Consider the following 24,242-nt stretch of genomic DNA (forward strand, 5'->3'; position numbering starts at 1 on the left):
CCGCGCCGCTCCTGCCAAGGAGAAACCTCATGCCACGTGATTATGACGACGCCGTATGGGCCGACCATCATCAGCATGTGAGCTCTGGCCTCGCAAAGCTGTTCGACGACATCGCCGGCGCCTTCCGACGGCTGAATGCGATCGAATATGACGCGCCCTGGCAGAAGGAGGCCGAGCGCGCCTGCGATACGCTTGCGTACCGGCACCACCCGGAAGACCCGAGCATCGGGCGCGCGGCGACGTTCCGCTGAACCCCCCGCCGCGCGGGACCCGCGGCGATCCGCCCCAGAGGGTGCGGCGTGCCCAAGACGCCGCATCCCCGGCGCGGAGCAACCCTAACTCTTTGAGCTGACTATAAAATCGGAATGCCTCAATTTGGCCTTAATTATGGCCAAATTGTGTCTTTACGATCTCCCACGCCCATGATGGGATTATGTCTCCTCAAGAGGGAGATGATGCCATGCGCGTGCGTGCTGCTCTTGCTACCCTGATCATGCTTGCCGGCTGTTCGAGTGCCGAGGATATGCCTCAAAGAGGCGCCTCGGCTCCGGCGGAGGTGGAGAGGGTCGCGCCCGATGCCGCCGTCAAGGCGGCTGGCGATGCCCCCGGGCGCCTCCAGCTCAGCCTGCCCCAGCTCGCCTATTCCTACAGCCTCTCCTATCTCCTCCCGAACGACGGCATTCCCGTGGTGCAGGACAAGCATCGCCTGCTGTGCGAAGAAATGGGCCCTGCGCGCTGCCAGCTTCTGGCGCTGGAGCGTGGCGTCGGCACCGACCGCGGGGGCGAGGCGCTGCTCAAGATGCGCGTCGCAACCGCCGAGGCCCGACGCTTCCAGATCCTGCTCGATCATGACGTCGCCGAAGCCGGCGGCCGCACCGAAAATGCGAAGATCGCCACCGAGGAAGTATCGAAGCAGATCGTCGATACCGAAGCGCGGATCCGCCAGCGCGAATTGCTGGTCGCGCGCCTCACCGAAGCGCTGCGGACTCGCGCCGGGACGCCGCCCCAGCTGGTCGCCGCCGAACGCAGCGTCACCGAGGCACAGGAGGAGCTCGATCGTGCGCGCAGCTGGCTGGGCGAGCTGAAGGGCCGTGTCGCCATGTCGGACTTCGAGATACGCTATGGGGCGATCGCCCCGAGCGCCACGGCCCAGGGCCTCGGCGTGCGGCTGGGCGAGGCGGTGCAGGGCTCGGGCGCGGTCTTCCTGATGGGGCTCGATGCGCTGCTGTCGCTGCTGATCTACCTGCTCCCCTGGCTCATGCTGCTGGCGCTGCCGGTGCTCGCGATGCGGGCCCTGCGCAAGCAGCGCGAGTCTGCCGGACAGGGCTGATCCGAAGGGGACGGAGGGCGCATCCTAAGCGTGATTGCGCCCCCGTCCCCCATCCGGTATAGGCGCAGTCCTTTCCAGAGCCCCGGCACTTGCGCGGACCCCGCGCCGCCGGGGCGACGCTTTTCAGGGACACGAGCCGACATGGCACGCCGCCGGCAAATCTACGAAGGCAAGGCCAAGATCCTTTACGAGGGTCCCGAGCCCGGCACGCTCATCCAATATTTCAAGGACGACGCGACCGCCTTCAACGCCCAGAAGAAGGGCACCATCAGCGGCAAGGGCGTGCTCAACAACCGCATCAGCGAGCATGTCTTCACGCTGCTCGGCGGAATCGGCATCCCGACTCACTTCATCCGCCGCCTCAACATGCGCGAGCAGCTGATCCGCCAGGTCGAGATCGTGCCGATCGAAGTGGTGGTGCGCAACGTCGTCGCCGGCAGCCTCGCCAAGAAGCTGGGGATCGAGGAAGGCACGCCGCTGCCGCGCACGATCATCGAATATTACTACAAGGACGACGCGCTGGGCGACCCGATGGTCACCGACGAGCACATCCTGTGCTTCGGCTGGGCGAGTCAGGAAGAGCTGCACGACATGGCCGACATGGCCATCCGCGTGAACGACTTCCTCTCGGGGCTGTTCGCCGGGATCGGCATCCGGCTGGTCGACTTCAAGCTCGAGTTCGGCCGCATCTGGGACAATGACTACGCCCGCATCATCCTGGCCGACGAGATCAGCCCGGACGGCTGCCGGCTGTGGGACATGGCCTCGGGCGAGAAGCTCGACAAGGACCGCTTCCGCCGCGACCTGGGCGGCGAAGTCGAGGCCTATCAGGAAGTCGCGCGCCGGCTGGGGCTGTTCCCCGAGGGCGCGGACTCGGCGGTGCTCGACCTGGAGAGCCATCGCAAGCGCCGGGGCAAATAGGCTCCGGTCGCTCCTGCCGTCCGCTCCCCGGCAAAGACCGGGGACCAGACGCGATTTCGGGCAGCTTTCGCCTTGCAGCGGCGCGCCGCCGGGGCCATAGGGCCTGCCCATGAAGCTCCGCATCATCGTGACCCTCAAGAACGGCGTGCTCGATCCCCAGGGCAAGGCCATCCAGCATGCGCTCGCCGGTCTCGGCTTCGATGGCGTCCAGGACGTCCGCGCCGGCAAGATCTTCGAGCTCGAAGTGGCCGACGGCACGCCCGACGAGGCGATCGACGAGATGTGCCGCAAGCTGCTCGCCAACACGGTGATCGAGAACTACCGGGTGGAAAAGCAGTGAAGAGCGCGGTCATCGTCTTCCCCGGCTCCAATTGCGACCGCGACATCGCGGTGGCGCTCGAGGACGTGACCGGCACCAAGCCGCACATGGTGTGGCACGGCGAGAGCGAGTTGCCCGAGGGACTGGGCGTGATCGCGCTGCCCGGCGGCTTCTCCTATGGCGATTACCTGCGCTGCGGCGCGATCGCGGCGCGCTCGCCGGTGGTCCGCGCCGTGGTCGAGGCGGCCGAGCGCGGCGTGCCGGTGATCGGCATCTGCAACGGCTTCCAGATCCTGACCGAGACCGGGCTGCTGCCCGGCGCGCTGATGCGCAACTCGGGGCTCAACTTCGTGTGCCGCAACGTCGCGCTGACGGTGGACAACGGCCAGTCGATCTTCACCAGCGGCTATGACGCGGGCGAGACGATCACCGTTCCGGTGGCGCACCACGACGGCAATTTCTTCGCCGACGCCGAGACGCTCGACCGGATCGAGGGCGAGGGCCGCGTCGCCTTCCGCTATGCCGAGGACGTCAACGGATCGGCACGCAACATCGCCGGACTGCTCAACAAGGCCGGCAATGTGCTGGGCATGATGCCCCACCCCGAGCGCCGCATCGAAGCCGCGCACGGCGGCACCGATGGGCGTCGGTTGTTCGAAGGTCTGCTCGAAGCCGTGGGCTGAGCCCGTCCCGCTCAATGTAGCGAGACGGCAGCTCCAACATTTTCGCGCGCCGGAGCGGCACGCCGCCTGGCCGGAGCGCCGATGGTGAACTGCGCGGCCTGGCCGGCGAGCTGCACCACTTCGGCGCTGAGGTGGCGCGCCGCCGCCGAGGTCTGCTCGACCATCGCGGCGTTCTGCTGGGTCGCCTGGTCCATCGTGCCGACCGCAGCCCGGATCTCGCCGACCGCGGCGGCCTGCGCCTGGTTGTCGGTCGCGATCTGGCCGAGCAGGGTGTGAACCTCGCCCACGCCCTCGGAAATTCCGGCGAGCGCGCCGTCGACCTTCTCAACCATCTCCACTGCCGCGACGATGTCGGTCTGGGTGGCGGTGAGCTGGTCACGGGCGCGGCCGGCTTCCTCCTCGGCGCGCATCGCGAGCGCCGAGACGAGATCGGCGACCACCGCGAAGCCGCGGCCCGCCTCGCCCGCCCGGCCCGCCTCGACCGCGGCGTTCATCGCGAGAACGCGGGTCTGGAAGGCGATCTTGTCGAGGCCCTCGATCACGCTGTCGATGCCCTTGGCACCATCGGCGACGCGCGCCATCGCCTGCACCGCCTCATCGGCGATGCCGCGCCCGCCCGACACGGTCGCGATCGCGCCGTCGGCACGCTCGACCGTGCGGCCGGCGGCCTCTGCAGTGGCGCGCAGGCGCTGGTCCATCTGGGCGATGGCGGCCGAGGTCTGCTCGAGGCTGGCGGCATTGGCTTCGGTGCGCCGCGCCAGATCCTCGGAGGCCTGGGCGATCTCGCCCGATCCGGTGCGGATCGTGGCGGCGCTTTCGGTCACTGCGCCGAGCAGCGCGCGCAGCGAGGCGAGCGCGGCATTGAAGTTGGCGCGCAGCTCCGCATAGCTTCCCGGATAGTCCTCGACGATGTCGGCAGTGAGGTCGCCCTCGGCGAGCCGGCGCAGGTTCGCGGTCATCCCGCGGACGATCGTGCCATGGCTTTCCGCTTCCTGGTTCTGGCGGATCTGCGCCTGCGCCGCGTCACGGAAAGCGAACATCGCCTTGGTCATCCGGCCGACGCAGTCCCGGAAATCGGTGTGCGCGATCGGGGCCGCAAGGTCGCCGGCGGCGAGCGCCTCCATGCGGACCACGGTGGCCACATAGGGGGTGGCGATCGCGTGGCGGTACCAGCCGCCGAGCAGGATCGCGGCGGCGACGGCGGCGGCGCCGACCCAGCCGGCGATCGAAGGCGCAACCAGCAGCGCGAGCGGCGTCGCCGCGGTCAGCGCCGCCAGCGATCCGAACGCGACGAGGAGTTTGAGACGAATGGGAGCGGTCGCGGTAAACCAGCGCATGGCGAAGCCTCTGACTGAAGATCCCCCGCCCGTATTATAGACGCGGCCCGACGCGCCTGGTCATCCATCCCTTTGAATAATCTGGATTAGCGCGATTTCCCCGCCGCGCGGCGCACGAGCCAGCCGCCGAGAAGCAGGATCAGCGTCGGGCAGAGCATCGTCAGCCAGAGGTCGTGCAGCGAAGCGCCGAGCCGGTTCTCGCCGCTGGCGGGGTTGAGCATGTCGTAGGTCTCGTTGACGAGCTCGAGCACGAGCACGACGAGCCACGGCCGCCAGTCCCAGAAGACCCGGCGCAGCACCGCCGAGGCCCCGAGCAGCAGCAGCATGCCGCCGATCACATGGAGCGTCGAATCGGGAAGGCCGGTGGTCAGCCCCACCCAGGCCTTTACGTCTTGCCAGCTGCTCACACGCGCGTCGCGAACGGAGTAAAATCAGTGCCTTCGTCGTACACGTCCACGCCCTCACGCCGCTTCAGGAAGTCGACCACCACATAGGTGACGGGAGTCAGCACAACTTCCCAAGCGACCTTGAGTGCCCATTGCGTGAAGAGAACCTGGATCACAAGCGCCGTCGTCCAGCCCTCGGCACCGAGGAAGGCGAGCGGGTAGAAGATCAGGCTGTCGATCCCCTCCCCCGCCACGGTCGAGCCGATCGTGCGCGTCCACAGCATCCGACCCTTGGTCCACAGCTTCATCTGGGCGAGGACATAGCTGTTGACGAACTCGCCGACCCAGAAGGCGCAGATCGAGGCGAAGACGATCCGCGGGACCTGGCCGAAGATCGTCTCATAGGCGTGCTGGTTGCTCCAGCTGGGTGCCGGCGGCAGCGCGACCACCACCCACGACATCAGCGCCATGAACAGCACCGCGACGGTGCCCGCCCAGATAACGCGGCGCGCGCGGGCATAGCCATAGACCTCGGTCAGCACGTCGCCGATGACATAGGAGACGGGGAAGAAGAGGATGCCCGCGCCGAACGGCCAATAGCCGACGCCGGGCAGCCAGACCTCGGCGACCTTGCCCGCGCCGAGCACGTTGGACAGCAGCAGGATGGCGACGAAGGCCGCCATGACGAAGTCGTAATAGCGGAAATGTCCGCGCTCGATCTCGCGCGCGACGACTGGCGCCGGCCGGCTTTCCCCCTCGATCATGCGGGCGTTATGATCGCGGTTCCGCCGCGGCGCAATCCGCGTTAGGGAGGCCCGCGCGCGCCCGTAGCTCAGCTGGATAGAGCACGAGCCTTCTAAGCTTGGGGTCGCAGGTTCGAGCCCTGCCGGGCGCGCCAAGCACGAGCGGCAGGGGAGCCGCGAAGGGGGAGAAAACATTCGTGTCGAAGTGGGCAGGCAATGGCGCGCTGGCGGCGCTCTGCTGGATGTTGGCCGGTTGCAGCGGCGGTGGCGGCGGGAGCGTCGTGACGCCACAGCCCAGCCCTACCCCGACACCGAGTGTCGCGGTCACGTTATCGGTCGATTCGCAGAGCGTGGTGATGACCGAGGACGGATCCGGGGGGCCGATCGCGTTCGATGCCACGGTGACCGGCTTGCCGGCGACGACCGTGATTGCGGATGCGCAATTCGACCATACCCAACTGGCACTGCAGGGGGGCACGATCACCCAGGGGGCGGGAGGAGTCTACCAGGTTCGGCTGCAGCCGCTCGCGACACTGGAGCCCGGCAATTACAGCGGAGCGGTAACGTTTCGCCTGTGCGGCGATGCCGCATGCTCCAACGTCTACGCCGGATCGGCGAAGACGTTCACCTATCAGCTCACGGTGCGACTGGGCGACTGGAAGACCTTCCAGCGCAACGCCGGGCACGATGGCTATGTCCGCGCCGCTTTCGACCCCGCCGCCTTCAAGAAGGCGTGGGACTATGTGCCGGCGGGGGTAACCCGCATCACCACCGTCGCATCGTCCGGCGATCGGGCCTATGTGACCACCTTCGGAAGCGACGGCACGACGACCGTCAGGGCGCTGGCGACTTCCACCGGGGAGCAGCGCTGGTTCTACAACGTCGGGCAGACCTCCTATACCAGCGCGCCGGCAGCCGCGAACGGCAAGGTGTTCGTCACCTCGATGGTGTCGTCGTCGTCGAACAACTCGATCATCGCGCTCGATGCCGAGACGGGCCAGTTCGCCGGCCCCACCGCGCCCTTTGCGTCGCAGTGGTCGTTCTTCCTGCCTCCTACGGCCTATGATCAAGGCCTCTACATGTCGGCCGGCTATTTCGGGAGCGTTGTCTATGGCTTCGACTACGCCAAGCTGCAGTACTGGAGCTTCGACGCGAACGGCTCGATCTGGGATGGGGAAACCCCGGCGGTCGACGCCGACAATGTCTATTACTATTCCGGCGCGGCGCTTCAGGTCATCGACAGGAATAGCGGCGCGCTGAAGAAGAGCATCCCCGATCCGTTTTTCCAGTCCAATGGATACAGCTATTACGGCGCGCCGATCCTGGGATCGAACGGGAATGTCCTCGCCTATTCCGGGCAGCGCGGGTCGGCCTCGTCTTCCGTGCTGGTCGACTGGTCGATCGCCAACGGCGCCTATGCCTGGCGCAGCGCCGACACCTATACGACCTCGCCGGCGGTCGCCGGGGGTATGGTGTATCTCGCGCGGAACAACCCAGGTCGCTTCGACGCGCTGAGCGAGGCGACGGGGGCGATCCAGTGGTCATGGACGCCACCAGCCGGCGAGCAATTCATCTTCAATACCGTGGCGACCAAGAACCTGGTCTTCGTCAGCACCGACAAGGCGATCTACGCCCTTCCGACGCAAGGCAGCAATCATGCGCCGGTGTGGACGGCTCCGACGGGCGGCGAGATGGCGATCACCGCCGACGGCATGCTGATCGTCGCGAACCAGCGCCCGGGCACCGTGATGCCCAGCACCCTGGTCGCCTATCGTCTGTACTGAGGAAGCGCCCTCAGCGCGCCTCGACCTCCACCGGGACGTCGAACCGGTTCGCGCCGCGCTGTACCTGCAGCGTGAGCCTGGCTCCGACTTCGGTGCGGCCGACCATGTTGCGGACCTCGGCCCCGGTGGGGGTCGGTCGGCCGCCGGCGGTGAGGATGACGTCGCCGGTGCGCAGGCCCGCGCGCGCGGCGGCGGAGCCCGGCTCGACCGAGGCGACCGGGGCGCCCGCCGGAATGGTCGCATTGGCGGGAACGATCGCCGGATTGGCGAAGCCGATGCCGATCCGCCCGCGGCGCACCGTGCCGTGCCGCAAGATCTGGTCGGTGACGAAGCGCACCGTCGCCGAAGGCACGGCGAAGCCGATCCCGATGTTGGCGCCTGGCCCGAAGATCGCGCTGTTGATGCCGATCACCGTGCCGTCCATCGCGATCAGCGGACCGCCCGAATTGCCCGGATTGATCGGCGCGTCGGTCTGGATGTAGCTCTCATAGCCTTCGCGGCTGACCCCCCGCCCCACTGCGCTGACGATGCCCGAGGTCACCGTCTGGCCAAGCCCGAAGGGATTGCCGATCGCGAGCACGCGGTCGCCCACTTCCACGCGGTCGGAATCGCCGAGCGCGAGCTGGGGCAGGTTCGCGCCACGCAGCCGCAGTAGCGCGACGTCGGCGGCCTCGTCGCTGCCGAGCAGCTCGGCCTGGAAGCGGCGGCGGTCCGGAAGCACGACTTCGATGATCCGGGCGTTGGTGACGACATGGTGGTTGGTGATGACCAGCCCGCGCGCGCCATCGACGATCACCCCTGATCCCGAGGAGAGGCGCGCCTGGGGCGCCTGCTCGGGAACGTCGAAGAAGCGGCGGAAGAAGGGGTCGCGCAACAGCGGATTCTGCTGGTCCGGCGACGCCTGGACGACGGCGATGCTCACCACCGCCGGCGCCGCGTGGCGAACGAGCGGGGCGAAGCTTGTCGGGTCGTTGCCGCCCCCCGCCGCGACCGGCTGACGCTCGGCGGTGGGGAGCGGCGCGCGCTGCTCCTGCTGATTGCCTTCCCCCGAGCGGCAGGCGCCCGTCAGCAGGGCCAGCGCGAGGATGGTGGTGGCGGCGCGAACCGTCGCTGTGGGCAGGCGCATGATCGGCCTCCTGTGCCGCGAACGGTCGCGGCGCGCCTCAGAGCACGGGCGGCTCGCGGTCCGGCGGCACCCCGGGTGCGCCGTCGAAACGCGCTTCGTCGACCACGGGCCCGCCCCCGGCGATGGCCATGGCGGCAAAGGCCGCACCTTCGAAGAGCAGTGCGACTCCGAGCGCCACGCCGGGCACGAAGAAGCCGGTCACCGGAATGCGGTACATCAGCCAAAGGCCCGCGGCGATCGCCACAAGCCCCGAGATGGCAAGCCATCCCCAGCCCCGCTCCGGCCGCACGCGGAAGGCCAGCGCGACCTCGCCGATGCCGGCGATGAGCAGCAGCCAGGACACGGTGATCGTGATCGCGAGCGCGCCCTTGGGCGGCCACAGCAGGAAGATCACTGCGGTGGCCAGGAAGGCGAGGCCGATGAGCAGGTTGAGGAAGAAGCCCTTCCATGCCGAGGCCCGGAAGGCCTGCACGACCTGCGCGATGCCGGCCACAGCGGCGGAGACGCCGACCGCAAGCGTCACCGCCAGCGTCGACAGCAGCGGCGCCATGACCGCGAAGATCCCGCAGAGCATCAGGATGACGCCGAGGACCAGGAAGCCGGGCCGGTACCTCGGGTTGTATTCGAGGCCGCCCAGACGCGATGCTTTCATTGTTGCGCTCATGCCAACTCCCACAGCCGCGTACGGCAAACCGCCGCAGGGGGCGGGATGCCCTATGGTGACGCGCCGGTCTAATTGGGATTAGTTCGCGGAGGTATCGGGATTAATCCCGATGGCTGCAGGCATGCGATACCTATACCTGATGCAACGTTCAGAGATCGTCGGTCCGCACGATCGGGACGCGCCAATAATCCCTTAGATTATCTGGCAACGGATCTTTGCATCTAAAGTAAAACTCGATCTGACTTCTATCGAATAGCCAGTAGATGGGAGAGAAACGATGGCAGGCAACGGGCCATTGGCTGGAATCATGTCCCCTACGACGGGCGCGGCACGAGCGCGGCGGATACGCGCGTTCGTGATGAGCGGGCTGGCGCTGGCCGCCGCCGCCTGCGCGACCACCGGCGAGCGCTATGCCGAGGCCTCCACCGAGCCCCGGCTCACCGGCACCGAATGGCGGCTGGTCGAGTTCGTTTCCCCCAAGGATGCGATCGGCACGATCCGCCCCCGGGCGGAGGAAGTCTATACGATCCGCCTCGATCCCGACGGGACGCTGGTCGCGCAGCTCTACTGCAACCGCGGCACCGGCAGCTGGACCTCGCCCGATATCGACAAGACGATGGGCAGCGTGTCGCTGAACCTGAAGGCAGTGACGATGGCGGCCTGCCTCCCCTCGCCGCTCGAGCGGGTTTCGCGGGACCTGGCCAACGTCCGCACCTTCGTGATCCGCGACGGCCGCCTGCATCTCAACCTGATGATGGACGGAGGCGACTATGTCTGGACGCCCCAATAAGCGGCGCCGGGCCGGTGCGCTGGCGCTCGCCGCCGCGGCGACGGTGGCGCTCACCGGCTGCGTCTATCACCGCTACCCGGAGGAGCGGGTGTTCTTCTCGTGCGATCGCGGCGACGGCGTGGTCGTCATCTTCCGTGGCAACACCGCGCATGTCGTCGGGGCCCAGGGCGGGCCGATGGTGCTCGAGCGGCGCGCACGCGGCACCTTCGCGTTCGAATCCCCCACCCGGTCGGCGCATTTGCGCGGCACGCAGCTGACGCTCACCATCGGCCGGATGGTCCCGATCCAGTGCCGCGAGCGCGGCCGACGCATTCCCCCGGGCTGGCACGAGTGACGCCGGGGCCCTCAAGGAGGTCGTGATGAAAACCACTTCCACTATGCTGCTGTGCCTGGCCGCCGCGACGATGGTGACCGGGTGCATGCCGACCGCATCGACGCACAGCTTCCCCGACGAACAGGCGATGCGCGGCCAGCCGGTCGCCTTCGGCACGGTCGCGGGCGTCCGCCGGGTCGAGATCCGGGCAGGCCAGACCCGGCTGGGGGCGCTCGCCGGCGCGGTGATCGGCGGCGCGGCGGGCAGCACGATCGGCGGGAACACCGCGCAGAACGTGATCGGCGCGACCGCCGGGGCGGTGGCGGGCGGCGCGGTGGGCGGCACGCTCGCCGGTGCGGGCCGCACCCAGGGCGTGGAGCTGACGGTCGAACTCGACTCGGGCGAGGCCGTGGCGGTGATCCAGCCCGGCAATCCCCGCGACTTCCGCGTCGGCGAACGGGTTCGCGTGATCGGCACCGCCGAGAATGCGCGGGTGGTACGCCGCTAGGCACTGCGGCCGAGTCACGCCTCGCCCGTAGAGGGCGCCAGGGGGAAGGAAGCCATGACGGACTTTGCACGGTTCCGCGAGCCCGGCCAAACGCCGCGCGCCTGGAACAAGGGCCAGTTGCTGCTCGGCGCGGTGCTGCTGATCGCCGGCGCGCTGGTGCTCGCCGACATAGCGCTGGTCGCGACGATTAGCGTGATCGCGATCGCCGGCCTGGCCATGATCGCGGGGCTGGTGACGATGCTCCAGCGCGCGACGACCCGCTCCTGGGGATCGCTGCTGTGGCGACTCGCGCTCGGGATCCTCTACATCAGCTTCGGGCTGCTGCTGATCTACCGGCCGGAGTTCCAGGCGGCGTTCCTGAGGCTCGCCCTCGCCGCGGCGCTGGTCGCTTCGGGCATATTGCGCATCTGGCTGGGCGTGGCGCGCCGGGCCTATCGCTGGCTGCCGTTGTCGGGCGCAGTGGGCGCGATCGGCGGCGCCGCGATCCTGCTCGCCGAGGGGGGAGCGGAGGTCCGCTTCGTGGCCGCGGTGCTGGGGATCGACCTGCTCGTCCACGGCGTCGTCTGGATCGTCACCGCAGTGCGCGCACCGCGCGGGAATCCGGTGGCATAATCTCCTTAGTTTCCCGGGTTCCGACGCGGGTTTTTCTCTATGAGCGGCAAGAGCCCGCGCGCCTAAGCTCCCGCCATCCGAGACAATCGGAGCAAAGCCGCGTGGCGGGGCCCCATCGCCTTCCCATCCGTCCGCAGCATTGACGAAAATGGAGGAAAGCGATGCGTGCGTATGTCTTCCTTCTCGCCGGCGCCGCCCTGGCGCTGACGAGCAGCCCCGCCGAGGCCCAGCGCCGCTGGGTGACCCTCGGCTCCACCACCGTCGGGCTCGGCCTGGATCACGACTCGATCCGCGTCCGCAATTCCGGCCGCCACCGCCAGGTTCGCCTGTGCGTGTCCCGGAACACGGTGTTCATCAACAGCTATCGCGTCGGCTTCCTTCGCGGCGGCGAGCAATGGGTCCCGGTGCGCATGCGCCTGCGCCCGGGCACCTGCTCCGCCATCACCAACCTGCGCCGCGCACCGCAGAGCATCCGGACGGTATGGCTGGATTTCGTGCGGCTACGGCACGGCACCCGCCCCGTCATCCGTTTCGAGGCGCGGTGACAGCAATGGTCGCGTCGCAATCCGGCGCGACCGCATGGACCGCAGCCGAAGCGGGTTTTCCCGGGCGTCCATCGGGCGCCCCGGCTCCCGCTCGCCCTGGGGTCCGCCAACAGAGGGAGAAATGGAACATGCGAACTCTCAGGCTTCTGATCGTGGCGGCTGCGATCGTGCTTCCCGCCCAGGCGATGGCCCAGTCCGAGCCGGCGCGTGACGCGCGCGGCTATCCGGTCACTTCGAATCCGCTTCCGGGCGGGCTGACCGAGACGGTGCGCGCGCCCGACGGGACCGTCACCACGCGCAACGTGCCCCAGGACCTCACGCCCAAGCCGAGCGCCGGCAATTATCCGCCCTGCACGCGCGAAGTCACCGACGGGTGCCTGCAGGTCCACGAGCGCGGGATGAAGGCCAAGAAGCGCGCCCGCAGGCGCTGACGCTACCGCTGCCTGCTGGGCACTCCAGAGCCGGGCCTGCAACGCAGCAACGGGCCCCGGCCCGTCTCCGGTCCGCCATGTCCCCCCGAACACCTCGGCGGGCCGGAGACGGAGCTGCGAGGTCAGCCTTGGAAGGTGCGAAGACAGGGAAATTCCCGATTGCGTACCGCCACAGTTAGGCAATGATGCAAGGGCCACCGACAGGCCGGCGCGGTTCCGCGTAAAGGCCGGCACGGACGGCCGGAAAAGCGGGGTTCTGAGCGAGAGGTCTATGTCGAGTCCGACCCGCCGTATCCTGATCGTCGACGATCACCAGGCCATGCGCGAAGGGGTGCGCAGCCTCCTCGCCGCGCACGCCAACTGGCAAGTCGTCGGCGAAGCGGCCGACGGACACACCGCGCTCCGCCTGGCGCGCGAGATGCAGCCCGACATCGCCGTCATCGACTATTCGCTGCCGCTGATGAACGGGCTGGCGCTCACCCGCGTGCTCAAGCACGAGCTGCCGCGGATCGAGATACTGATCTACACGATGCATGAGCGCGAGGACCTGATCGTCGACGTGCTGCGCGCCGGGGCGCGGGGCTATGTCCTCAAGTCCGATTCAGGCACCAACCTGGTCGCCGCGGTCGAGGCGCTGGCGCTGCGCAAACCTTATTTCTCGAGCGAGATCTCCGAGACCTTGCTCGACCATTTCGTCCACAGCCACGAGGACAGCGGCGCATCGACGCTGACGCTGCGCGAGCGCGAGATCGTCCAGCTGATCGCCGAGGGGAAGATCAACAAGCAGATCGCGCACCTGCTCGACATCAGCGTCAAGACGGTCGAGACGCACCGCGCGACGGCGATGAACAAGCTCAAGCTGCGCACCACCGCCGAGCTGGTGCGCTACGCCGTGCGCAACCACATCGTGGAGCCCTGAATCAGCGCGAGCGTCGGCGGCGACGCGGGACCGATGCGCGGACCAGCGTGCCCGGATCGAGTCGGCTGACGCTGAGATCGCCCGACAGCGCCTCCATCCGCTCGCGCATGCTGGCGAGGCCGACGCCGAGGATGAGCGGCTCCTCGCCATGCACGACGCGGAGCGGAATGCCGACTCCGTCGTCGCAGATCTCGAGCACCAGCCGCCGCGCCTCGCGCCGCAGCCGTACCGTCACGCACGACGCCTGGGCGTGCTTGAGCACATTGGCGAGCGCCTCCTGCGCGACGCGGTAGAGCGCCAGCTCGACGTCCGGCGCGCTCTCGACGAAGCCCGCCTCGTCGTGGAACTCGACCTCGAGCCCCGATCGCCGGCCGAAGCCGCGGATGAAGCTCTCCAGCGCGGACGGGAGACCGCCGCGGTGCAGTTCGGGCGGGTGGAGCACATAGCTCAGCGTGCGGACCTGGTACTGGACCGCGGCGAGCGCGGTCTCGATCGCGACGAAGGCGGTCTCGAACTCCTGCTCCTGCCGCGCGGTGCGTGCCGATTCGAGCCCGAAGCGGATCAGCGCGAGCTGCTGGAAGGTCTCGTCGTGGAGCTCGCGCGCGATACGGCGCCGTTCCTCCTCTTCGGCGCGCAGGATCGCCGCCTGCTGCCCGCGCAACAGCGTCTCGCTGGGCGGCTCGGCGGTCTCGTGGAAGCAGAAGAGGATGTGCGGCTTGGCGCCGATCAGCCGCCGCGCCTGGAGCACCGTGGGTGCCCGGGTGCCCCGCATCGCGATGTAGCGGTGGACGAAGCTGTGCGTGTCCTGCGCCAGGAGCTGCTCGATTCCGTCGCGGATCGCCTTCTGCCCATGCTCGCTGCACGCGGCGACGCGATAGCATTCGGGCAGGTCGCGAAGATGCCCGGAGTCGCGCGCCTCACTTCGGTTGAGCGCTTCGAACCAGGCGCGATTGGCGAAGACCGTGGTGAGCTCCCCGTCAACCACGCCCATGGGCATCGGCATCAGCTCGATCAGGTTCAGCATGTCGGTTTCGGACCCGATGTGCGGGGAGCGAGCGGGTTGCGCTGGAGCGGCTGCCGAAAGGATGAGCCCCCGCCAGTCGGCAATATCAGGCATAACCGGGGGGCCAGCGTCGTCACGCCGCGACGGCACCTGCCCCTTTACCTTCACCTCGGCCACTCCGTTCCACTCCATGTTTCCGGAAGGTCAAAATAGATCTTCCACCGGGAAAATGGGCCACCTGTTGAACAAGAGTCGATTTGTTGAACATACACTCTCAATATCGGCCTGTCTTCATGAAAGCGCTCAATCGCACCAGCGGGGCAAATCAATTCCGCGCGTTAGGGCCGGACTTTCACGAATCCATCGATCCAACCGCATCACTATTACAGCGCGTAAGGCGTTCGTTACGGATCCGTACTGGGTACAACTCTGTATAACTCCTACAATCTGGAACGAGATGCGGGGCATCTTGCGGAGGGATCAGCATCCGCGCGGCAGGGGGTTTGCCCCGGTATTTCTCAGGGAGCGACCGGGGGGTTCCTAGGGATAGCCACCGATGGAGCGCCCCTGCCCGCTCGTTTAGACCTTCTGGGGCTGCGTCGCCTCGGCTTGCCTCCGACGAAGCGCCTTTCCATTCGCCCTTCACGGAAGGAATAGGAAGATGAACCTCAGTCGTGCAGTTGCCTGGTCCGCCCCGATCCTGTTGAGCCTCACGGTGCTGGCCACGCCCGCAGCGGCCCAGGGCCGTTCCTCCCTCGACGCCGCGCTGCTCGCGCAGCTCGACGGGCCGACCCGCGCCGAAGTCGAGCGGCGTGCCGTCGCCGGCAATACCGTCTCGAACGTCGTGGGCACCATTCTGCTCAACAACTATTACAAGACCGGGGCCCGCCATCCGGGGCGCGCGCTGACCGTCGTCGCGGTCGACTTCCCCCGCGGCACGGTGGTGCTGCGCCGGGCGGCGAACGTGTTCGAAGTGGTACGCTTCGACCCGCGGACGCTGCGCATCCTTCGCTGACGCCTTCCTCCCTGCCCGGCCCCGCATGCGGGGTCGGGCAAAAAAAGGCCCGGCCCCCGCTGGCGGGAACCGGGCCATAGGGCCGGGAGGGGGCCCGAGCTCAGAAGGTCGCGATCACGCCCGCGTAATAGGTGCGACCCGAGTAATAGGTATCGAAGATGTACGGCGTACCGCCGCCGATCGTCCGGTACGTATCGGGCGTGAAGCGCGACATGCTGTCGTTGAGGAGATTCTTCCCCTCGACGAACAGCTGGAACATGTCGCTCAGCCGATAGGACGCGCGCGCGTCGAGCGAGTTGGTCGAGTCCTTGAAGATCGGAGTCACGACCTTGTAGTAGGAGGTGGTGTTCGTCCCGCTGACGCCCGGCGTCGTGGGCGTGCGGTTGAGACTCGATGCCTCGGTCCGGTCATAGTAGATGTCGCGCGCCTGATAGGCGACGCGCGCGTTGAGCCGCCCGTCGTCGTACCAGAAATTGACGTTGTAATAATAGCTCGACTCGGCCTTGGGCGGCAGCGCCGTGCCGGTTAGCGGGTCGATCGCGGTGTTCTGCTCGTTCGACTTGGTGTACGAATAATTGAAGCCGCCACCGGTGTGCTTGAAGATCCAGGGCAGGAACGTGAATGCGGTGCGCCCCGCGATCTCATAGCCGCGCGTGCGCAGCCCGCTCGGCCCGTCCTGATAGGTGTCGACTTCATATTCGTCGCCGCCGAGCTCGTAATTGCCGAAGCTCACGCTTTCCGGGCGACCCGACCGCACGTTGATCTGATAGACCGCCGCGCTGAGCTGGGTGTCGCGGTTGGGATACCATTCGAGCGACAGGTTCTGCGTCAGCGCGCCATAGCCCTTGAGCTCGGGGTTGCCGATCCGGCCCGAGCAGCGGTTGACGAAGCTGGTCATGATCCCGCTCGCCTCATCGGCATCGTCGGTGGCGGGATCGCCGTCGTCGATCGCGCCGGGATGCGATGCGAGGAACGCCTCGAGCGCCGCGCGATCCGCCTCGTTGACCTTGCCGCAGTTCACTGTCGCATTGCCGGTCAGCTGGAGAATGCTCGGGCGAGCGCGCTGCAGCCCGATCGAGTAGCGCAGGCCCAGCACGCCATCGACCGGCCATAGCGCGAGGTTGAGGCTGGGCAGCCAGTCCTCGCTGGTCCGGTCCACCTGGCCGATCTCTCGACGAATGAAGTTGTTCTGGATCGTGTAGGTCGGCAGCCCGTTGGCGTCGGTGCCGGCGATCGCGACGCGGTCGCTGAAGTCGATCACGGGCTGCGCGTGCACCGTGACCTTCTGGTAGCGCACGCCGGCATTGCCGATCAGCGTCATGCCCAGGATCGGCTGCTCGAAGTCGATCATCGCGTAGGCGGAGGTGCTGATCTCCGACGTCTTGTACGTCGGCCGGGTATAGGTCTTCCCGTCCGACGCGATGCATTCGTACAGGCAGTCGAGGTTCATGTCGCTGAGGTCGGCGTATTTGCCCAGCGTGTTCCAGAACTTGTCGAAATCATAGCCCATCCACGAGTTCAGCAGGTTGCCGCGATCGGGCAGGCCGCTGAAGAAGTTCGCGCCCGGGAGCCGCATCAGGCTGTTGTTGATGACCTCCTGATACTGCGCCTCGGTCAGCGTATGGACCTTGTAGAGCAGCTCGGTGGTGTTAGCCGCCGTGTTGCGGCGCGTCTCGCCGAACTGGCAGGGCGCGCTCGCGGGAGCCAGCGCCGGCGAGCAGAACTGGATGAGGTCCAGGCTTCGCGCGTGGGCGAGAGTCACGCCCGGCGCGATCTGGAAGCCGTTGTAGCGATACGCGGTGTTGAAGTATTTGCGGCGCTGGGCACCGAACTTGAGCGACTTGAGCGGCCCGAAATCGTCGAACTCGCGCGTCACGTCGAGCTGGTAGTTCCACTCGCTCGAGCGATTGTCCTCGGGCGTATATTCGAGCTGCGAGTTGGCGCTGATCCCGTTGGCGCCGACCTGCGGATAATAGGCCGCCGGACTCGAGAGATCGACGCTGCTCGGCGGCGCGAAGGTCCACAGGCCGTTCTCGGGGATCATCGAGAAGGAGGCGGACGGAAGCGCGGCGTTGAAGCTGAACGCCCGGTCCTCGCGCGAGGCCTTGGCGAGGCTGTACTGGACGCGCGCCTTGGTCGTCCACTTGCCCAGGAACAGGTCGACGCCGGCCTGGGTGTAATATTGCGCGGTGTTGCGATAGATGTCGCGGACCTGGTTCGTCCAGTTGAGCGAGCCCACCGTGCCAACGCCGGTGCCGCGCACCATGTCGTAGCTGGTGACATAGTGGTTCTCGTTCACCACTGCGTTGGTGATGTTCGAGGCGAGCACGCCGCTCGCATTGGTCGATCCCGTCGGGCTGGCGATGCTGAGGTTATAGTCCTGCGAGCTGTAGTGGCGGATGTTCGGATTGTACGAGACGAACATCGACACGCGGTCGTCGGGCTTCCAGTCCGCCCGGATCTGCGCCGAGAAGCGCTCGTCGCCACGCACGCCGCGGCCGAAGCGCGGCAATGTCGGCACGAAGTCTTCCCACTGCGCATAGCAGTTGAGCCTGCTGTTGATTCCGGTCGTCGGCAGCGCAGCGCAACCCGCCTTGGTCGTCACCGCCGCGGCGATCGGATCATAGGGCGTGGTGAAGCTCTTCTCGGGCGAATTATCCAGGTCGCCCATCGGGACGTAGCCCGACTGCTTGTCCGAGACGCGCGCGAAGTCGGTCGTGGTCCGCTGGTTCTCGTAGGTCGCGTTGAGCAGGATGCCGAAGGTGTCGTTGAAAAATTTGTGCGCGGCGATCGCGTTGATGCGCGGCGTCACTCGGTCCGACAGCGTGTTGTACTGGCCCTGCAGGTTGAGCCGGTAGAAGGGCTTCTTGAAGTCGAGCGCGGTGCGCTGCTCGATCCGCACCGTGCCGCCCACGCCGCCCGGCGTCATGTCGGCAGTCTGGCCCTTGACCACGTCGACGCTCTTGATGAGGTCCGACGACAGGTCGCCGATACCGACCGCGCGGCCGCCCTGGTCGCCGTTGGTCGGCAGCGCGGTCATTCCGTCCACTTCGACGCGGATCAGGTCGGCCGCCTGGCCGCGGATGGTGAAGCCGCCCTGCTGGCCCGCGTCGTCGACGTCGAGCGCCACGCCGGCGATGCGCGCGATCGCCTCGGCCGCGCTCTTGTCGGGGAACTGGCCGACGTCGTCCGCGACGATCGAGTCCTGCGCGGTCGCGGCGCGCTTCTTGCGCTGAATCGCGGACTGTTCGGCCTGGCGGACGCCGGTGACGATCAGTTCCTGCTCGTCTCCCGGCGCCGCCTGCGTGGCACCGGTGTCAGGCTGCGACGGCGTGCCCTGCGCCCGTGCCTGCCCCGCCCAGCTCGACGCCACCGCCAGGGTAGCGATCGAGGCGCCCAGCATGAATCTCTTGGTAACCCCCGTTACTTTCTGCATTTTCCTCTCCTTTTGGTGGGCGCCGATTCATTGCCGGCGCCCTGAAATTTTCTTGTATTTTGGTGCCGCGGCCGCGGTTCAGCCCGCCGCTGACGACTTGCGCCACTCGGCGTAGCGATCGAGGGCGCGCTGGGGCACGGTGACCCACCAGCTGTAGCCGTTGCGCCGTCCCTCCGAGAGATCGTTGACGTCGTCGTGGATCGTCCGGTCCTTGTCCCCGAAGATCGGCTTGCCGGTGACGATGTCGTAGTTGCGCGACCAGAGCGGCCCTGCCCCCGGCTGGGGGATCAGCTTGCGGCCCTGGGGCGTGCGCGTGAAGGCATAGCCCGTGACCGCAGCCGACTTGAGCCATGCCACGCCGGCTTCGACCGCGGCGCGGACCTCTGGCGTCTGGTGCTGCTGGCGCATCAGGAAGATGAGCACGTCGGTGGTCTCCGCGCTCGCGACCGAGCGGGGCTCGTAGTTGCGCGCCGAGATCGGCTCGAGCGTCAGCGGATCGACCTGCTGCGGCCAGCCGGTGAGCTGCCCGCCGCGCTTCACCTGCGCGGCCAGGATCAGCTTCAGCGCCTCCTCGACGGCCGCCGCGCTCTGGCGGCGCAGTTGGCCGGGGACGAACCGGTAGACCGGGTCGCGCGCCACGTCGTCGAGCAGCATCGACACCTCCGACATGGCATCGTCGTTGAAGGTGATTCCATCGTGGAACCCGCCCTCCAGCGGCCAGATCTGCGGCCAGCCGCCGTTGGGATATTGCGCGGCCAGCAGATAGCGCACGCCCTGGATGATCGACTCGCGATAGGGCTCGCCGGCCTCGCCGGGCAGTACCTTCGCCATGCGGGTTAGATAGCGCATCTCGGTGATCGTCGCGCCGTTGTCCATGGTGCCGACGAAGGTCCAGAAGCGGTCATAGGGCGCGTCGAAGTTCCATGGGTCCTGCGCCATGGTCTCGGCGTCGTTCGAGAAGCGCTGGCCGGGAAGCCGCGCGGGGCCGGCGCGGTTCTGGTTCTTGCTCCAGCCGCCCGCGGGCGTCTGGAAGCTCAGGATCGTGTCGGCGACATGCCGGGCCTCGGCGGTGCGGTACCAGGCGTCCGGCTTGTCGGTGGGCATGTTGTACGAGCCGGGGCCGACGGCCTGGGGCGGCGGCGGCGCGGGCTGGCCGGGCTTGAGCTCGGCCGCGAGCGCGGCGCGATCGGCGAGGTGCTGCGCCTGCGAGCGCTTGAGATAGGCGAGCCACGGCGCCTGCTGGGCGTCGGGCAGGGTCGAGATACGGCCTTCGGTAAGGGGCAGCGCCGGCTGGTTGATCCCGATCACGCCCGCTGCGACCGGCAATGCCGTAAGGCCGGTGCACGCCACCAGCAACGCCACGAGATACGCCTTTCTCATCCGCTCCACTTCCTTTTCGTTCGATTCTGCGCGCCCGCCCATGACACCGGTTTCTGATCAGCGCGCGGCAATTTGCCCCCTTGCCACATTCCCATTATGCGGGACTATGTTCTAAATAGCACTATACGATCATTTGTAAAAGAGGCATTCACACGTAAAAATTCGTGTGATTCGCACGGCTCGGGCGGGACGCAAGGAAAGAGGATGCGCGCAGTGATTTCAATAGCCTCGCCGGGATCCAGGGCGTTGTGGGCCGCGCTCGCCCTCGGCATCACGGCCGCGCCCGCCCTCGCCCAGCCGGCCGAGCGGATCGATCGCGAGGCGCTGGTACGCCGGCACAATGTCGTGCTGGAGAAAGTCGATCCGCACGCGCCCGTCATGCTCGGCAACGGCAATCTGGGCTTCACCGCCGACATCACCGGGCTGCAGACCTTTCCCGATCGCTATTCCGAGCTCGCGCCGCTGCTGACCATGGCGCAATGGCGTGGCACAGCCTGCCCAATCCCAAGGGCTTCACCGAGCGCGACGGGCTGGTGCAGGTGGCCGTGCCGGGACGCGGCGAGCAGCCCTATGCCTGGATGGAATCCTGGGCCGCGGCGGACACCAACCCCGCGCTCAACTGGCTGCGCGCCAATCCGCACCGCATCTCGCTGGGCCGGATCGCGATGACGATCGACGGCGCCGCGCCGAGCTTCGCGAACGTGTCGCAGACTCGCCAGACGCTCGACCTCTGGAGCGGGACGCTCAGCAGCAGCTTCCGCTACCAGGGCCAGCCGGTCCGCGTCGTCACCCGGGTGCTGCCCGGCAACGACGCGGTATTCGTCGAAGTAACCTCGCCGCTGGTCGCCTCGGGCCGGCTGGGGCTGGCGGCGCGCTATCCGGGGGTCGATCCCAGGATCAATCCAGATCCCGCGCGCTGGGACGGCGGCGGCACGACCACGGTGCTCGAGCGCCAGCCCGATCGCATCCATCTGCTCCGCACGCTCGACGCGACTCGCTATTGGTCGACGGCGGTCACCAACGGCCGGATCAGCGAGACGGGCCCCGCCGAGCTTCGCGCGCAGGGACGCGGAAGCGAGCGACTGACGCTGATCCTGTCGTTCGACCGCAACGCCGCGGCGCCGCGCCTGCCCTCCCCCGCCGCGGCAGCGACGCAGGTGGCGGACCATTGGCGGCGCTTCTGGACGAGTGGCGGCGCGGTGGACTTCACCGGCAGCACCGATCCCCGCGCACCCGAGCTCGAGCGCCGCGTGGTGCTCTCGCAATATCTCTCCGCGATCAATGGCGCCGGCGAGCTGCCGCCGCAGGAGGAAGGGCTGTTCTCGAACAGCTGGTTCGGCAAGTTCCACCTCGAGATGCACCCATGGCACGCCGCCTGGCAGGCGATGTGGGGCCATGCCGACCTGCTCGAACGCAGCCTGCACTGGTACGTCGAGCATCTTCCCAAGGCGCGCGAGGAGGCCGCGCGGCACCGCGTCAAGGGCGCCTGGTGGCCCAAGATGGTGGGGCCCGAGGGGCGCAACAGCCCCAGCCTCGTCTCGCCCTTCCTGATGTGGCAGCAGCCGCACCCGATCCTGCTCGCCGAGCTGGTGTGGCGCGCGCGCAAGGATCGCGCGGTGCTCGCCCGCTACGGCGACGTCGTCGAGGCGACCGCAGACCTGCTCGCCTCCTGGCCGATCGAGGCGGACGGGCAGCGCAACCTAGGGCCGCCGATGATCCCGGCGCAGGAGAATTATCCGCCGCTCAGCACGAAGAACCCGACCTTCGAGCTGGAATATTTCCGCTGGGCGCTGACCACGGCGCAGCAATGGCGCGAGCGGCAGGGCCGGCCGCGCAATCCCGAATGGGACCGCACGCTCGCCCGGCTCGCCAGGCCTGCGATGCGCGACGGGCTCTATCTGCCGGCGCAGTCGGTCCCCGACTTCTGGACCGTCGCGCAGTCCGACGCGTGCCGGGGCGATGCGACCGCGGAGCAATGCGCGAACCGCGACCACCCTTCGTTCCTGATGGCCTATGGCTTCATCCCGGGCGCGCGGATCGATCCGGCCGCGATGCGCCGCACCTTCGATGCGGTCGAGGCGAACTGGGACCTGCGCCAGACCTGGGGCTGGGATTTCCCGATGATGGCGATGACCGCGGCGCGGCTCGGCGAGCCCGACAAGGCAGTCGACTGGCTGTTCGCGGACCGCAAGAACAACCAATGGGGCGTGACCGGCATGACGCCGCGCGTCCATCTCGACGCGCATGCCAACGAGCTGGTGCCGGTCTCGGGCGGCGCGGGCGGCGTCGCGATGGCGGTCAACCCCGACGGACCGGGCTATCGCCGCGCGGCCGAGACCTATTTCCCCTCGAACGGCGCGCTGCTGATGGCGGTGGGCATGATGGCGGCAGGTTGGGACGGCGCGAAGGGCCATGCGCCCGGCTTCCCGAGCCAGGGCTGGAAAGTGCGCGTCGAGGGAGTGACGCCGGCGCCATGAAGCGGGAGCAAGCAATGACCATCGAGACGCGGCGCGGAGTGCTGAAGGGGCTGGTCGGCGGATCGGTCGCCGGCGCGGCGCTCGCCCAGACCCCGGCCGCAGCGCAATCGGCGGGCCCGGCGCCGCGCGAGTGGGTCGACCGCCGCACCGGCCACCGTATCGTGCGCGTGAGCCCCGATGGCGGCGGCGGCAAGCTGTATTTCTACAAGAATGCCTGGACGCCCGAGGGCGATCTGATGGCGATCTCGGTGCCCGGAGGCATCGGGCTGGTCGACCTCAAGACCTTCCGTACGCGCGTGCTGGTGGAGAACGAGCGCGCCGACCTGATGTTCGCGGCACGGCGATCGCGCGAGATCTACTACTCGATCAGCGATCCCGGCGACGCGCAGCCGATGGACCGGCCGCGCACCGTGTTCGCGGTCCATGCCGACAGCGGCAGGACGCGCAAGGTGTGCCGCATCCCCAATGGTCAGTTCAATTCGCTGAACGCCGACGACACGCTGCTGCTCGGCTTCGTCGCCTATGGATCAAAGCCGCTCCAGCCCAACGTCCCGGATCCGCGCAACCGGCGCTTCGACCAGGCCGAATATGCCGCGCTCGGCCCCGACGGGAAACCGCTCAACTTCGCCAAGGCCAAGGGCGTGCGCATGCTCCAGCGCTGGGCCGCGCGCTACCCGATGGAGATCTTCACTATCGACACGCGCACCGGCGAGCGACGGGTGATCCACAAGACCAACGAGTGGATCGGCCACACGCAATTCTCGCCGACCGACCCGATGCAGATCATCTTCTCGCACGAAGGACCGTGGGACCGCGTCGACCGGATGTGGGCGATCCGCGCCGACGGCACCGGGCTCCGGAAACTCCACCAGCGGACGATGAACTTCGAGATCTTCGGGCACGAATGGTTCAGCCCGGACGGACGGCAGGTGCATTACGACCTCCAGACCCCGCGCGGGCAGGTGTTCTGGGTCGCCTCGGTTGATCTGGAGACCGGGCGGCGTGTCTATCGCCGCGTCGAGCGCGACCAATGGTCGGTGCACTTCAACGTCTCGCCCGACGGGACGCTGTTCGCCGGCGACGGCGGCGACGCCGACATGGTCGCGCATGCACCCGACGGCAAATGGCTGGTGCTGCTCCGCCCCGAGACCGTGCCCGACGCCGACCCGGCGAACTATCGCGACGAGCTGATCACGACGCAGCTGATGGTGCCCGAGCGCCTCGTCGACCTGTCCGCGCACGACTATCGGCTCGAGCCAAACCTGAGCTTCAGCCCCGACGGGAAGTGGATCTTCTTCGTCTCGAACATGCACGGGAAGAACCATGTCTATGCCGTGGAGGTGGCGAAGGCGCAGCGGACATAGTGCGGAAACGCCGCGCCGCTACCTCTGATCGTTTGACAATATGAGTAAGTAAATTTGATGAATAGCTTCGGGGAATACTTTTTGAACGTCTGAGAATATCCACAATTTTAAAGAATATGACACCGGTATCATTTGTTCGGAGAGGAAGTTAGATGT

Annotated in this window: 25 protein-coding genes and 1 tRNA gene; 17 read left to right on the forward strand and 9 right to left on the reverse strand. The window is 67.6% G+C overall.

All coding sequences use genetic code 11. From position 1 onward, the window contains the following. Positions 1–29: 29 nt before the first annotated feature. The 5 genes from J7500_RS12510 (at position 30) to purQ (ending at position 3,253) form a co-directional block, all read left to right on the forward strand. The gene (locus J7500_RS12510) at positions 30–251 is read left to right on the forward strand and encodes a hypothetical protein (protein ID WP_294062036.1); all 222 of its coding nucleotides are present in this window, start codon (positions 30–32) and stop codon (positions 249–251) included. Between the two features lie 305 nt (positions 252–556). Next, positions 557–1,330 (forward strand): DUF4349 domain-containing protein, encoded by a 774-nt coding sequence (locus J7500_RS12515; RefSeq protein ID WP_294062037.1) that lies wholly within the window; start codon positions 557–559, stop codon positions 1,328–1,330. Positions 1,331–1,471: 141 nt separating this feature from the next. Beyond that, entirely contained in the window at positions 1,472–2,251 is a 780-nt protein-coding gene (gene purC, locus J7500_RS12520; protein WP_294062038.1) for a phosphoribosylaminoimidazolesuccinocarboxamide synthase, read from the forward strand. Between the two features lie 109 nt (positions 2,252–2,360). Beyond that, positions 2,361–2,591 (forward strand): phosphoribosylformylglycinamidine synthase subunit PurS, encoded by a 231-nt coding sequence (gene purS / locus J7500_RS12525; protein WP_294062039.1) that lies wholly within the window; start codon positions 2,361–2,363, stop codon positions 2,589–2,591. Next, the gene (purQ, locus tag J7500_RS12530) at positions 2,588–3,253 is read left to right on the forward strand and encodes a phosphoribosylformylglycinamidine synthase subunit PurQ (RefSeq protein WP_294062040.1); all 666 of its coding nucleotides are present in this window, start codon (positions 2,588–2,590) and stop codon (positions 3,251–3,253) included. The genes purS and purQ overlap by 4 nt, the downstream gene beginning before the upstream one ends. Before the next feature lie 11 nt (positions 3,254–3,264). Here purQ and J7500_RS12535 read toward each other — a convergent pair whose 3' ends face one another. From J7500_RS12535 to J7500_RS12545, 3 genes are all read right to left on the reverse strand, one after another. Continuing rightward, the gene (locus J7500_RS12535) at positions 3,265–4,590 is read right to left on the reverse strand and encodes a methyl-accepting chemotaxis protein (protein WP_294062041.1); all 1,326 of its coding nucleotides are present in this window, start codon (positions 4,588–4,590) and stop codon (positions 3,265–3,267) included. 86 nt (positions 4,591–4,676) lie between these two features. Further along, positions 4,677–4,997 carry a hypothetical protein gene (locus J7500_RS12540; RefSeq protein WP_294062043.1) on the reverse strand — a complete coding sequence of 107 codons (321 nt, stop codon included), beginning with the start codon at positions 4,995–4,997 and terminating at the stop codon, positions 4,677–4,679. Further along, positions 4,994–5,740, reverse strand: a complete 747-nt coding sequence (locus J7500_RS12545; RefSeq protein ID WP_294062044.1) for a queuosine precursor transporter — start codon at positions 5,738–5,740, stop codon at positions 4,994–4,996. Before J7500_RS12545 ends, J7500_RS12540 begins: the two co-directional genes overlap by 4 nt. A 57-nt stretch (positions 5,741–5,797) precedes the next feature. Here J7500_RS12545 and J7500_RS12550 point away from each other — a divergent pair. Together J7500_RS12550 and J7500_RS12555 are read left to right on the forward strand one after the other, a co-directional pair. Beyond that, positions 5,798–5,874: transfer RNA gene (locus J7500_RS12550), tRNA-Arg, on the forward strand. 42 nt (positions 5,875–5,916) lie between these two features. Further along, positions 5,917–7,503 carry a PQQ-binding-like beta-propeller repeat protein gene (locus J7500_RS12555; RefSeq protein ID WP_294062045.1) on the forward strand — a complete coding sequence of 529 codons (1,587 nt, stop codon included), beginning with the start codon at positions 5,917–5,919 and terminating at the stop codon, positions 7,501–7,503. 10 nt (positions 7,504–7,513) lie between these two features. Here J7500_RS12555 and J7500_RS12560 read toward each other — a convergent pair whose 3' ends face one another. Continuing rightward, positions 7,514–8,629, reverse strand: coding sequence for a trypsin-like peptidase domain-containing protein (locus J7500_RS12560; RefSeq protein WP_294062046.1), 1,116 nt, complete (start codon positions 8,627–8,629; stop codon positions 7,514–7,516). Positions 8,630–8,666: 37 nt separating this feature from the next. Continuing rightward, positions 8,667–9,281, reverse strand: coding sequence for an HdeD family acid-resistance protein (locus J7500_RS12565; protein WP_294062048.1), 615 nt, complete (start codon positions 9,279–9,281; stop codon positions 8,667–8,669). Positions 9,282–9,600: 319 nt separating this feature from the next. Between J7500_RS12565 and J7500_RS12570 the strand changes: the two genes are divergently transcribed. The 7 genes from J7500_RS12570 (at position 9,601) to J7500_RS12600 (ending at position 13,411) form a co-directional block, all read left to right on the forward strand. Then, positions 9,601–10,083: an META domain-containing protein gene (locus tag J7500_RS12570; protein ID WP_294062050.1), complete on the forward strand. Its 483-nt coding sequence runs from the start codon at positions 9,601–9,603 to the stop codon at positions 10,081–10,083. Beyond that, complete coding sequence (locus J7500_RS12575) at positions 10,064–10,417, forward strand: hypothetical protein (RefSeq protein WP_294062052.1); 354 nt, start codon at positions 10,064–10,066, stop codon at positions 10,415–10,417. The genes J7500_RS12570 and J7500_RS12575 overlap by 20 nt, the downstream gene beginning before the upstream one ends. A 25-nt stretch (positions 10,418–10,442) precedes the next feature. Continuing rightward, the gene (locus J7500_RS12580; RefSeq protein WP_294062053.1) at positions 10,443–10,904 is read left to right on the forward strand and encodes a hypothetical protein; all 462 of its coding nucleotides are present in this window, start codon (positions 10,443–10,445) and stop codon (positions 10,902–10,904) included. Between the two features lie 54 nt (positions 10,905–10,958). Continuing rightward, complete coding sequence (locus J7500_RS12585) at positions 10,959–11,516, forward strand: DUF308 domain-containing protein (protein WP_294062054.1); 558 nt, start codon at positions 10,959–10,961, stop codon at positions 11,514–11,516. A 161-nt stretch (positions 11,517–11,677) separates the two neighbouring features. Continuing rightward, a complete protein-coding gene (locus J7500_RS12590; RefSeq protein ID WP_294062055.1) occupies positions 11,678–12,061 on the forward strand; it encodes a hypothetical protein in 384 nt (127 codons plus the stop codon). Between the two features lie 128 nt (positions 12,062–12,189). Next, on the forward strand, positions 12,190–12,492 hold the full coding sequence (locus J7500_RS12595) for a hypothetical protein (protein WP_294062056.1): 303 nt from the start codon (positions 12,190–12,192) through the stop codon (positions 12,490–12,492). A gap of 271 nt (positions 12,493–12,763) precedes the next feature. Next, positions 12,764–13,411 (forward strand): response regulator transcription factor, encoded by a 648-nt coding sequence (locus J7500_RS12600; RefSeq protein ID WP_294062057.1) that lies wholly within the window; start codon positions 12,764–12,766, stop codon positions 13,409–13,411. A gap of 1 nt (position 13,412) precedes the next feature. Here J7500_RS12600 and J7500_RS12605 read toward each other — a convergent pair whose 3' ends face one another. Beyond that, positions 13,413–14,435, reverse strand: coding sequence for a histidine kinase (locus J7500_RS12605; protein WP_294062058.1), 1,023 nt, complete (start codon positions 14,433–14,435; stop codon positions 13,413–13,415). A 640-nt stretch (positions 14,436–15,075) separates the two neighbouring features. Here J7500_RS12605 and J7500_RS12610 point away from each other — a divergent pair. Beyond that, complete coding sequence (locus J7500_RS12610) at positions 15,076–15,429, forward strand: hypothetical protein (protein WP_294062059.1); 354 nt, start codon at positions 15,076–15,078, stop codon at positions 15,427–15,429. Between the two features lie 100 nt (positions 15,430–15,529). On the opposite strand, the gene J7500_RS12615 is transcribed toward J7500_RS12610, so the two are convergent. The 3 genes from J7500_RS12615 to J7500_RS12625 form a co-directional block, all read right to left on the reverse strand. Beyond that, positions 15,530–18,865 (reverse strand): TonB-dependent receptor, encoded by a 3,336-nt coding sequence (locus J7500_RS12615; RefSeq protein WP_294062060.1) that lies wholly within the window; start codon positions 18,863–18,865, stop codon positions 15,530–15,532. Between the two features lie 78 nt (positions 18,866–18,943). Then, entirely contained in the window at positions 18,944–20,245 is a 1,302-nt protein-coding gene (gene pelA, locus J7500_RS12620; protein WP_294062061.1) for a pectate lyase, read from the reverse strand. A gap of 219 nt (positions 20,246–20,464) precedes the next feature. Continuing rightward, on the reverse strand, positions 20,465–20,725 hold the full coding sequence (locus J7500_RS12625) for a hypothetical protein (protein ID WP_294062062.1): 261 nt from the start codon (positions 20,723–20,725) through the stop codon (positions 20,465–20,467). Between J7500_RS12625 and J7500_RS12630 the strand changes: the two genes are divergently transcribed. Next, on the forward strand, positions 20,725–22,722 hold the full coding sequence (locus J7500_RS12630) for a hypothetical protein (RefSeq protein ID WP_294062063.1): 1,998 nt from the start codon (positions 20,725–20,727) through the stop codon (positions 22,720–22,722). The genes J7500_RS12625 and J7500_RS12630 overlap by 1 nt on opposite strands. Before the next feature lie 14 nt (positions 22,723–22,736). Next, a complete protein-coding gene (locus J7500_RS12635; protein ID WP_294062064.1) occupies positions 22,737–24,086 on the forward strand; it encodes an oligogalacturonate lyase family protein in 1,350 nt (449 codons plus the stop codon). Positions 24,087–24,242: the final 156 nt, after the last annotated feature.

Source organism: Sphingomonas sp. (genome assembly GCF_017744835.1).
Lineage (GTDB): Bacteria > Pseudomonadota > Alphaproteobacteria > Sphingomonadales > Sphingomonadaceae > Sphingomonas.

Excerpts from the sequence above, each read along its gene's own strand:
- J7500_RS12615 (WP_294062060.1), bottom strand. The coding sequence starts at position 18,865 with ATGCAGAAAGTAACGGGGGTTACCAAGAGATTCATGCTGGGCGCCTCG.
- J7500_RS12580 (WP_294062053.1), top strand. The coding sequence starts at position 10,443 with ATGAAAACCACTTCCACTATGCTGCTGTGCCTGGCCGCCGCGACGATG.
- purS (WP_294062039.1), top strand. The coding sequence starts at position 2,361 with ATGAAGCTCCGCATCATCGTGACCCTCAAGAACGGCGTGCTCGATCCC.
- J7500_RS12565 (WP_294062048.1), bottom strand. The coding sequence starts at position 9,281 with ATGAAAGCATCGCGTCTGGGCGGCCTCGAATACAACCCGAGGTACCGG.
- J7500_RS12590 (WP_294062055.1), top strand. The coding sequence starts at position 11,678 with ATGCGTGCGTATGTCTTCCTTCTCGCCGGCGCCGCCCTGGCGCTGACG.
- J7500_RS12585 (WP_294062054.1), top strand. The coding sequence starts at position 10,959 with ATGACGGACTTTGCACGGTTCCGCGAGCCCGGCCAAACGCCGCGCGCC.
- J7500_RS12560 (WP_294062046.1), bottom strand. The coding sequence starts at position 8,629 with ATGCGCCTGCCCACAGCGACGGTTCGCGCCGCCACCACCATCCTCGCG.
- purC (WP_294062038.1), top strand. The coding sequence starts at position 1,472 with ATGGCACGCCGCCGGCAAATCTACGAAGGCAAGGCCAAGATCCTTTAC.
- J7500_RS12605 (WP_294062058.1), bottom strand. The coding sequence starts at position 14,435 with ATGCTGAACCTGATCGAGCTGATGCCGATGCCCATGGGCGTGGTTGAC.
- pelA (WP_294062061.1), bottom strand. The coding sequence starts at position 20,245 with ATGAGAAAGGCGTATCTCGTGGCGTTGCTGGTGGCGTGCACCGGCCTT.
- J7500_RS12600 (WP_294062057.1), top strand. The coding sequence starts at position 12,764 with ATGTCGAGTCCGACCCGCCGTATCCTGATCGTCGACGATCACCAGGCC.
- J7500_RS12545 (WP_294062044.1), bottom strand. The coding sequence starts at position 5,740 with ATGATCGAGGGGGAAAGCCGGCCGGCGCCAGTCGTCGCGCGCGAGATC.
- J7500_RS12595 (WP_294062056.1), top strand. The coding sequence starts at position 12,190 with ATGCGAACTCTCAGGCTTCTGATCGTGGCGGCTGCGATCGTGCTTCCC.
- J7500_RS12610 (WP_294062059.1), top strand. The coding sequence starts at position 15,076 with ATGAACCTCAGTCGTGCAGTTGCCTGGTCCGCCCCGATCCTGTTGAGC.
- J7500_RS12635 (WP_294062064.1), top strand. The coding sequence starts at position 22,737 with ATGACCATCGAGACGCGGCGCGGAGTGCTGAAGGGGCTGGTCGGCGGA.
- J7500_RS12535 (WP_294062041.1), bottom strand. The coding sequence starts at position 4,590 with ATGCGCTGGTTTACCGCGACCGCTCCCATTCGTCTCAAACTCCTCGTC.
- J7500_RS12630 (WP_294062063.1), top strand. The coding sequence starts at position 20,725 with ATGGCGTGGCACAGCCTGCCCAATCCCAAGGGCTTCACCGAGCGCGAC.
- J7500_RS12570 (WP_294062050.1), top strand. The coding sequence starts at position 9,601 with ATGTCCCCTACGACGGGCGCGGCACGAGCGCGGCGGATACGCGCGTTC.
- J7500_RS12575 (WP_294062052.1), top strand. The coding sequence starts at position 10,064 with ATGTCTGGACGCCCCAATAAGCGGCGCCGGGCCGGTGCGCTGGCGCTC.
- J7500_RS12510 (WP_294062036.1), top strand. The coding sequence starts at position 30 with ATGCCACGTGATTATGACGACGCCGTATGGGCCGACCATCATCAGCAT.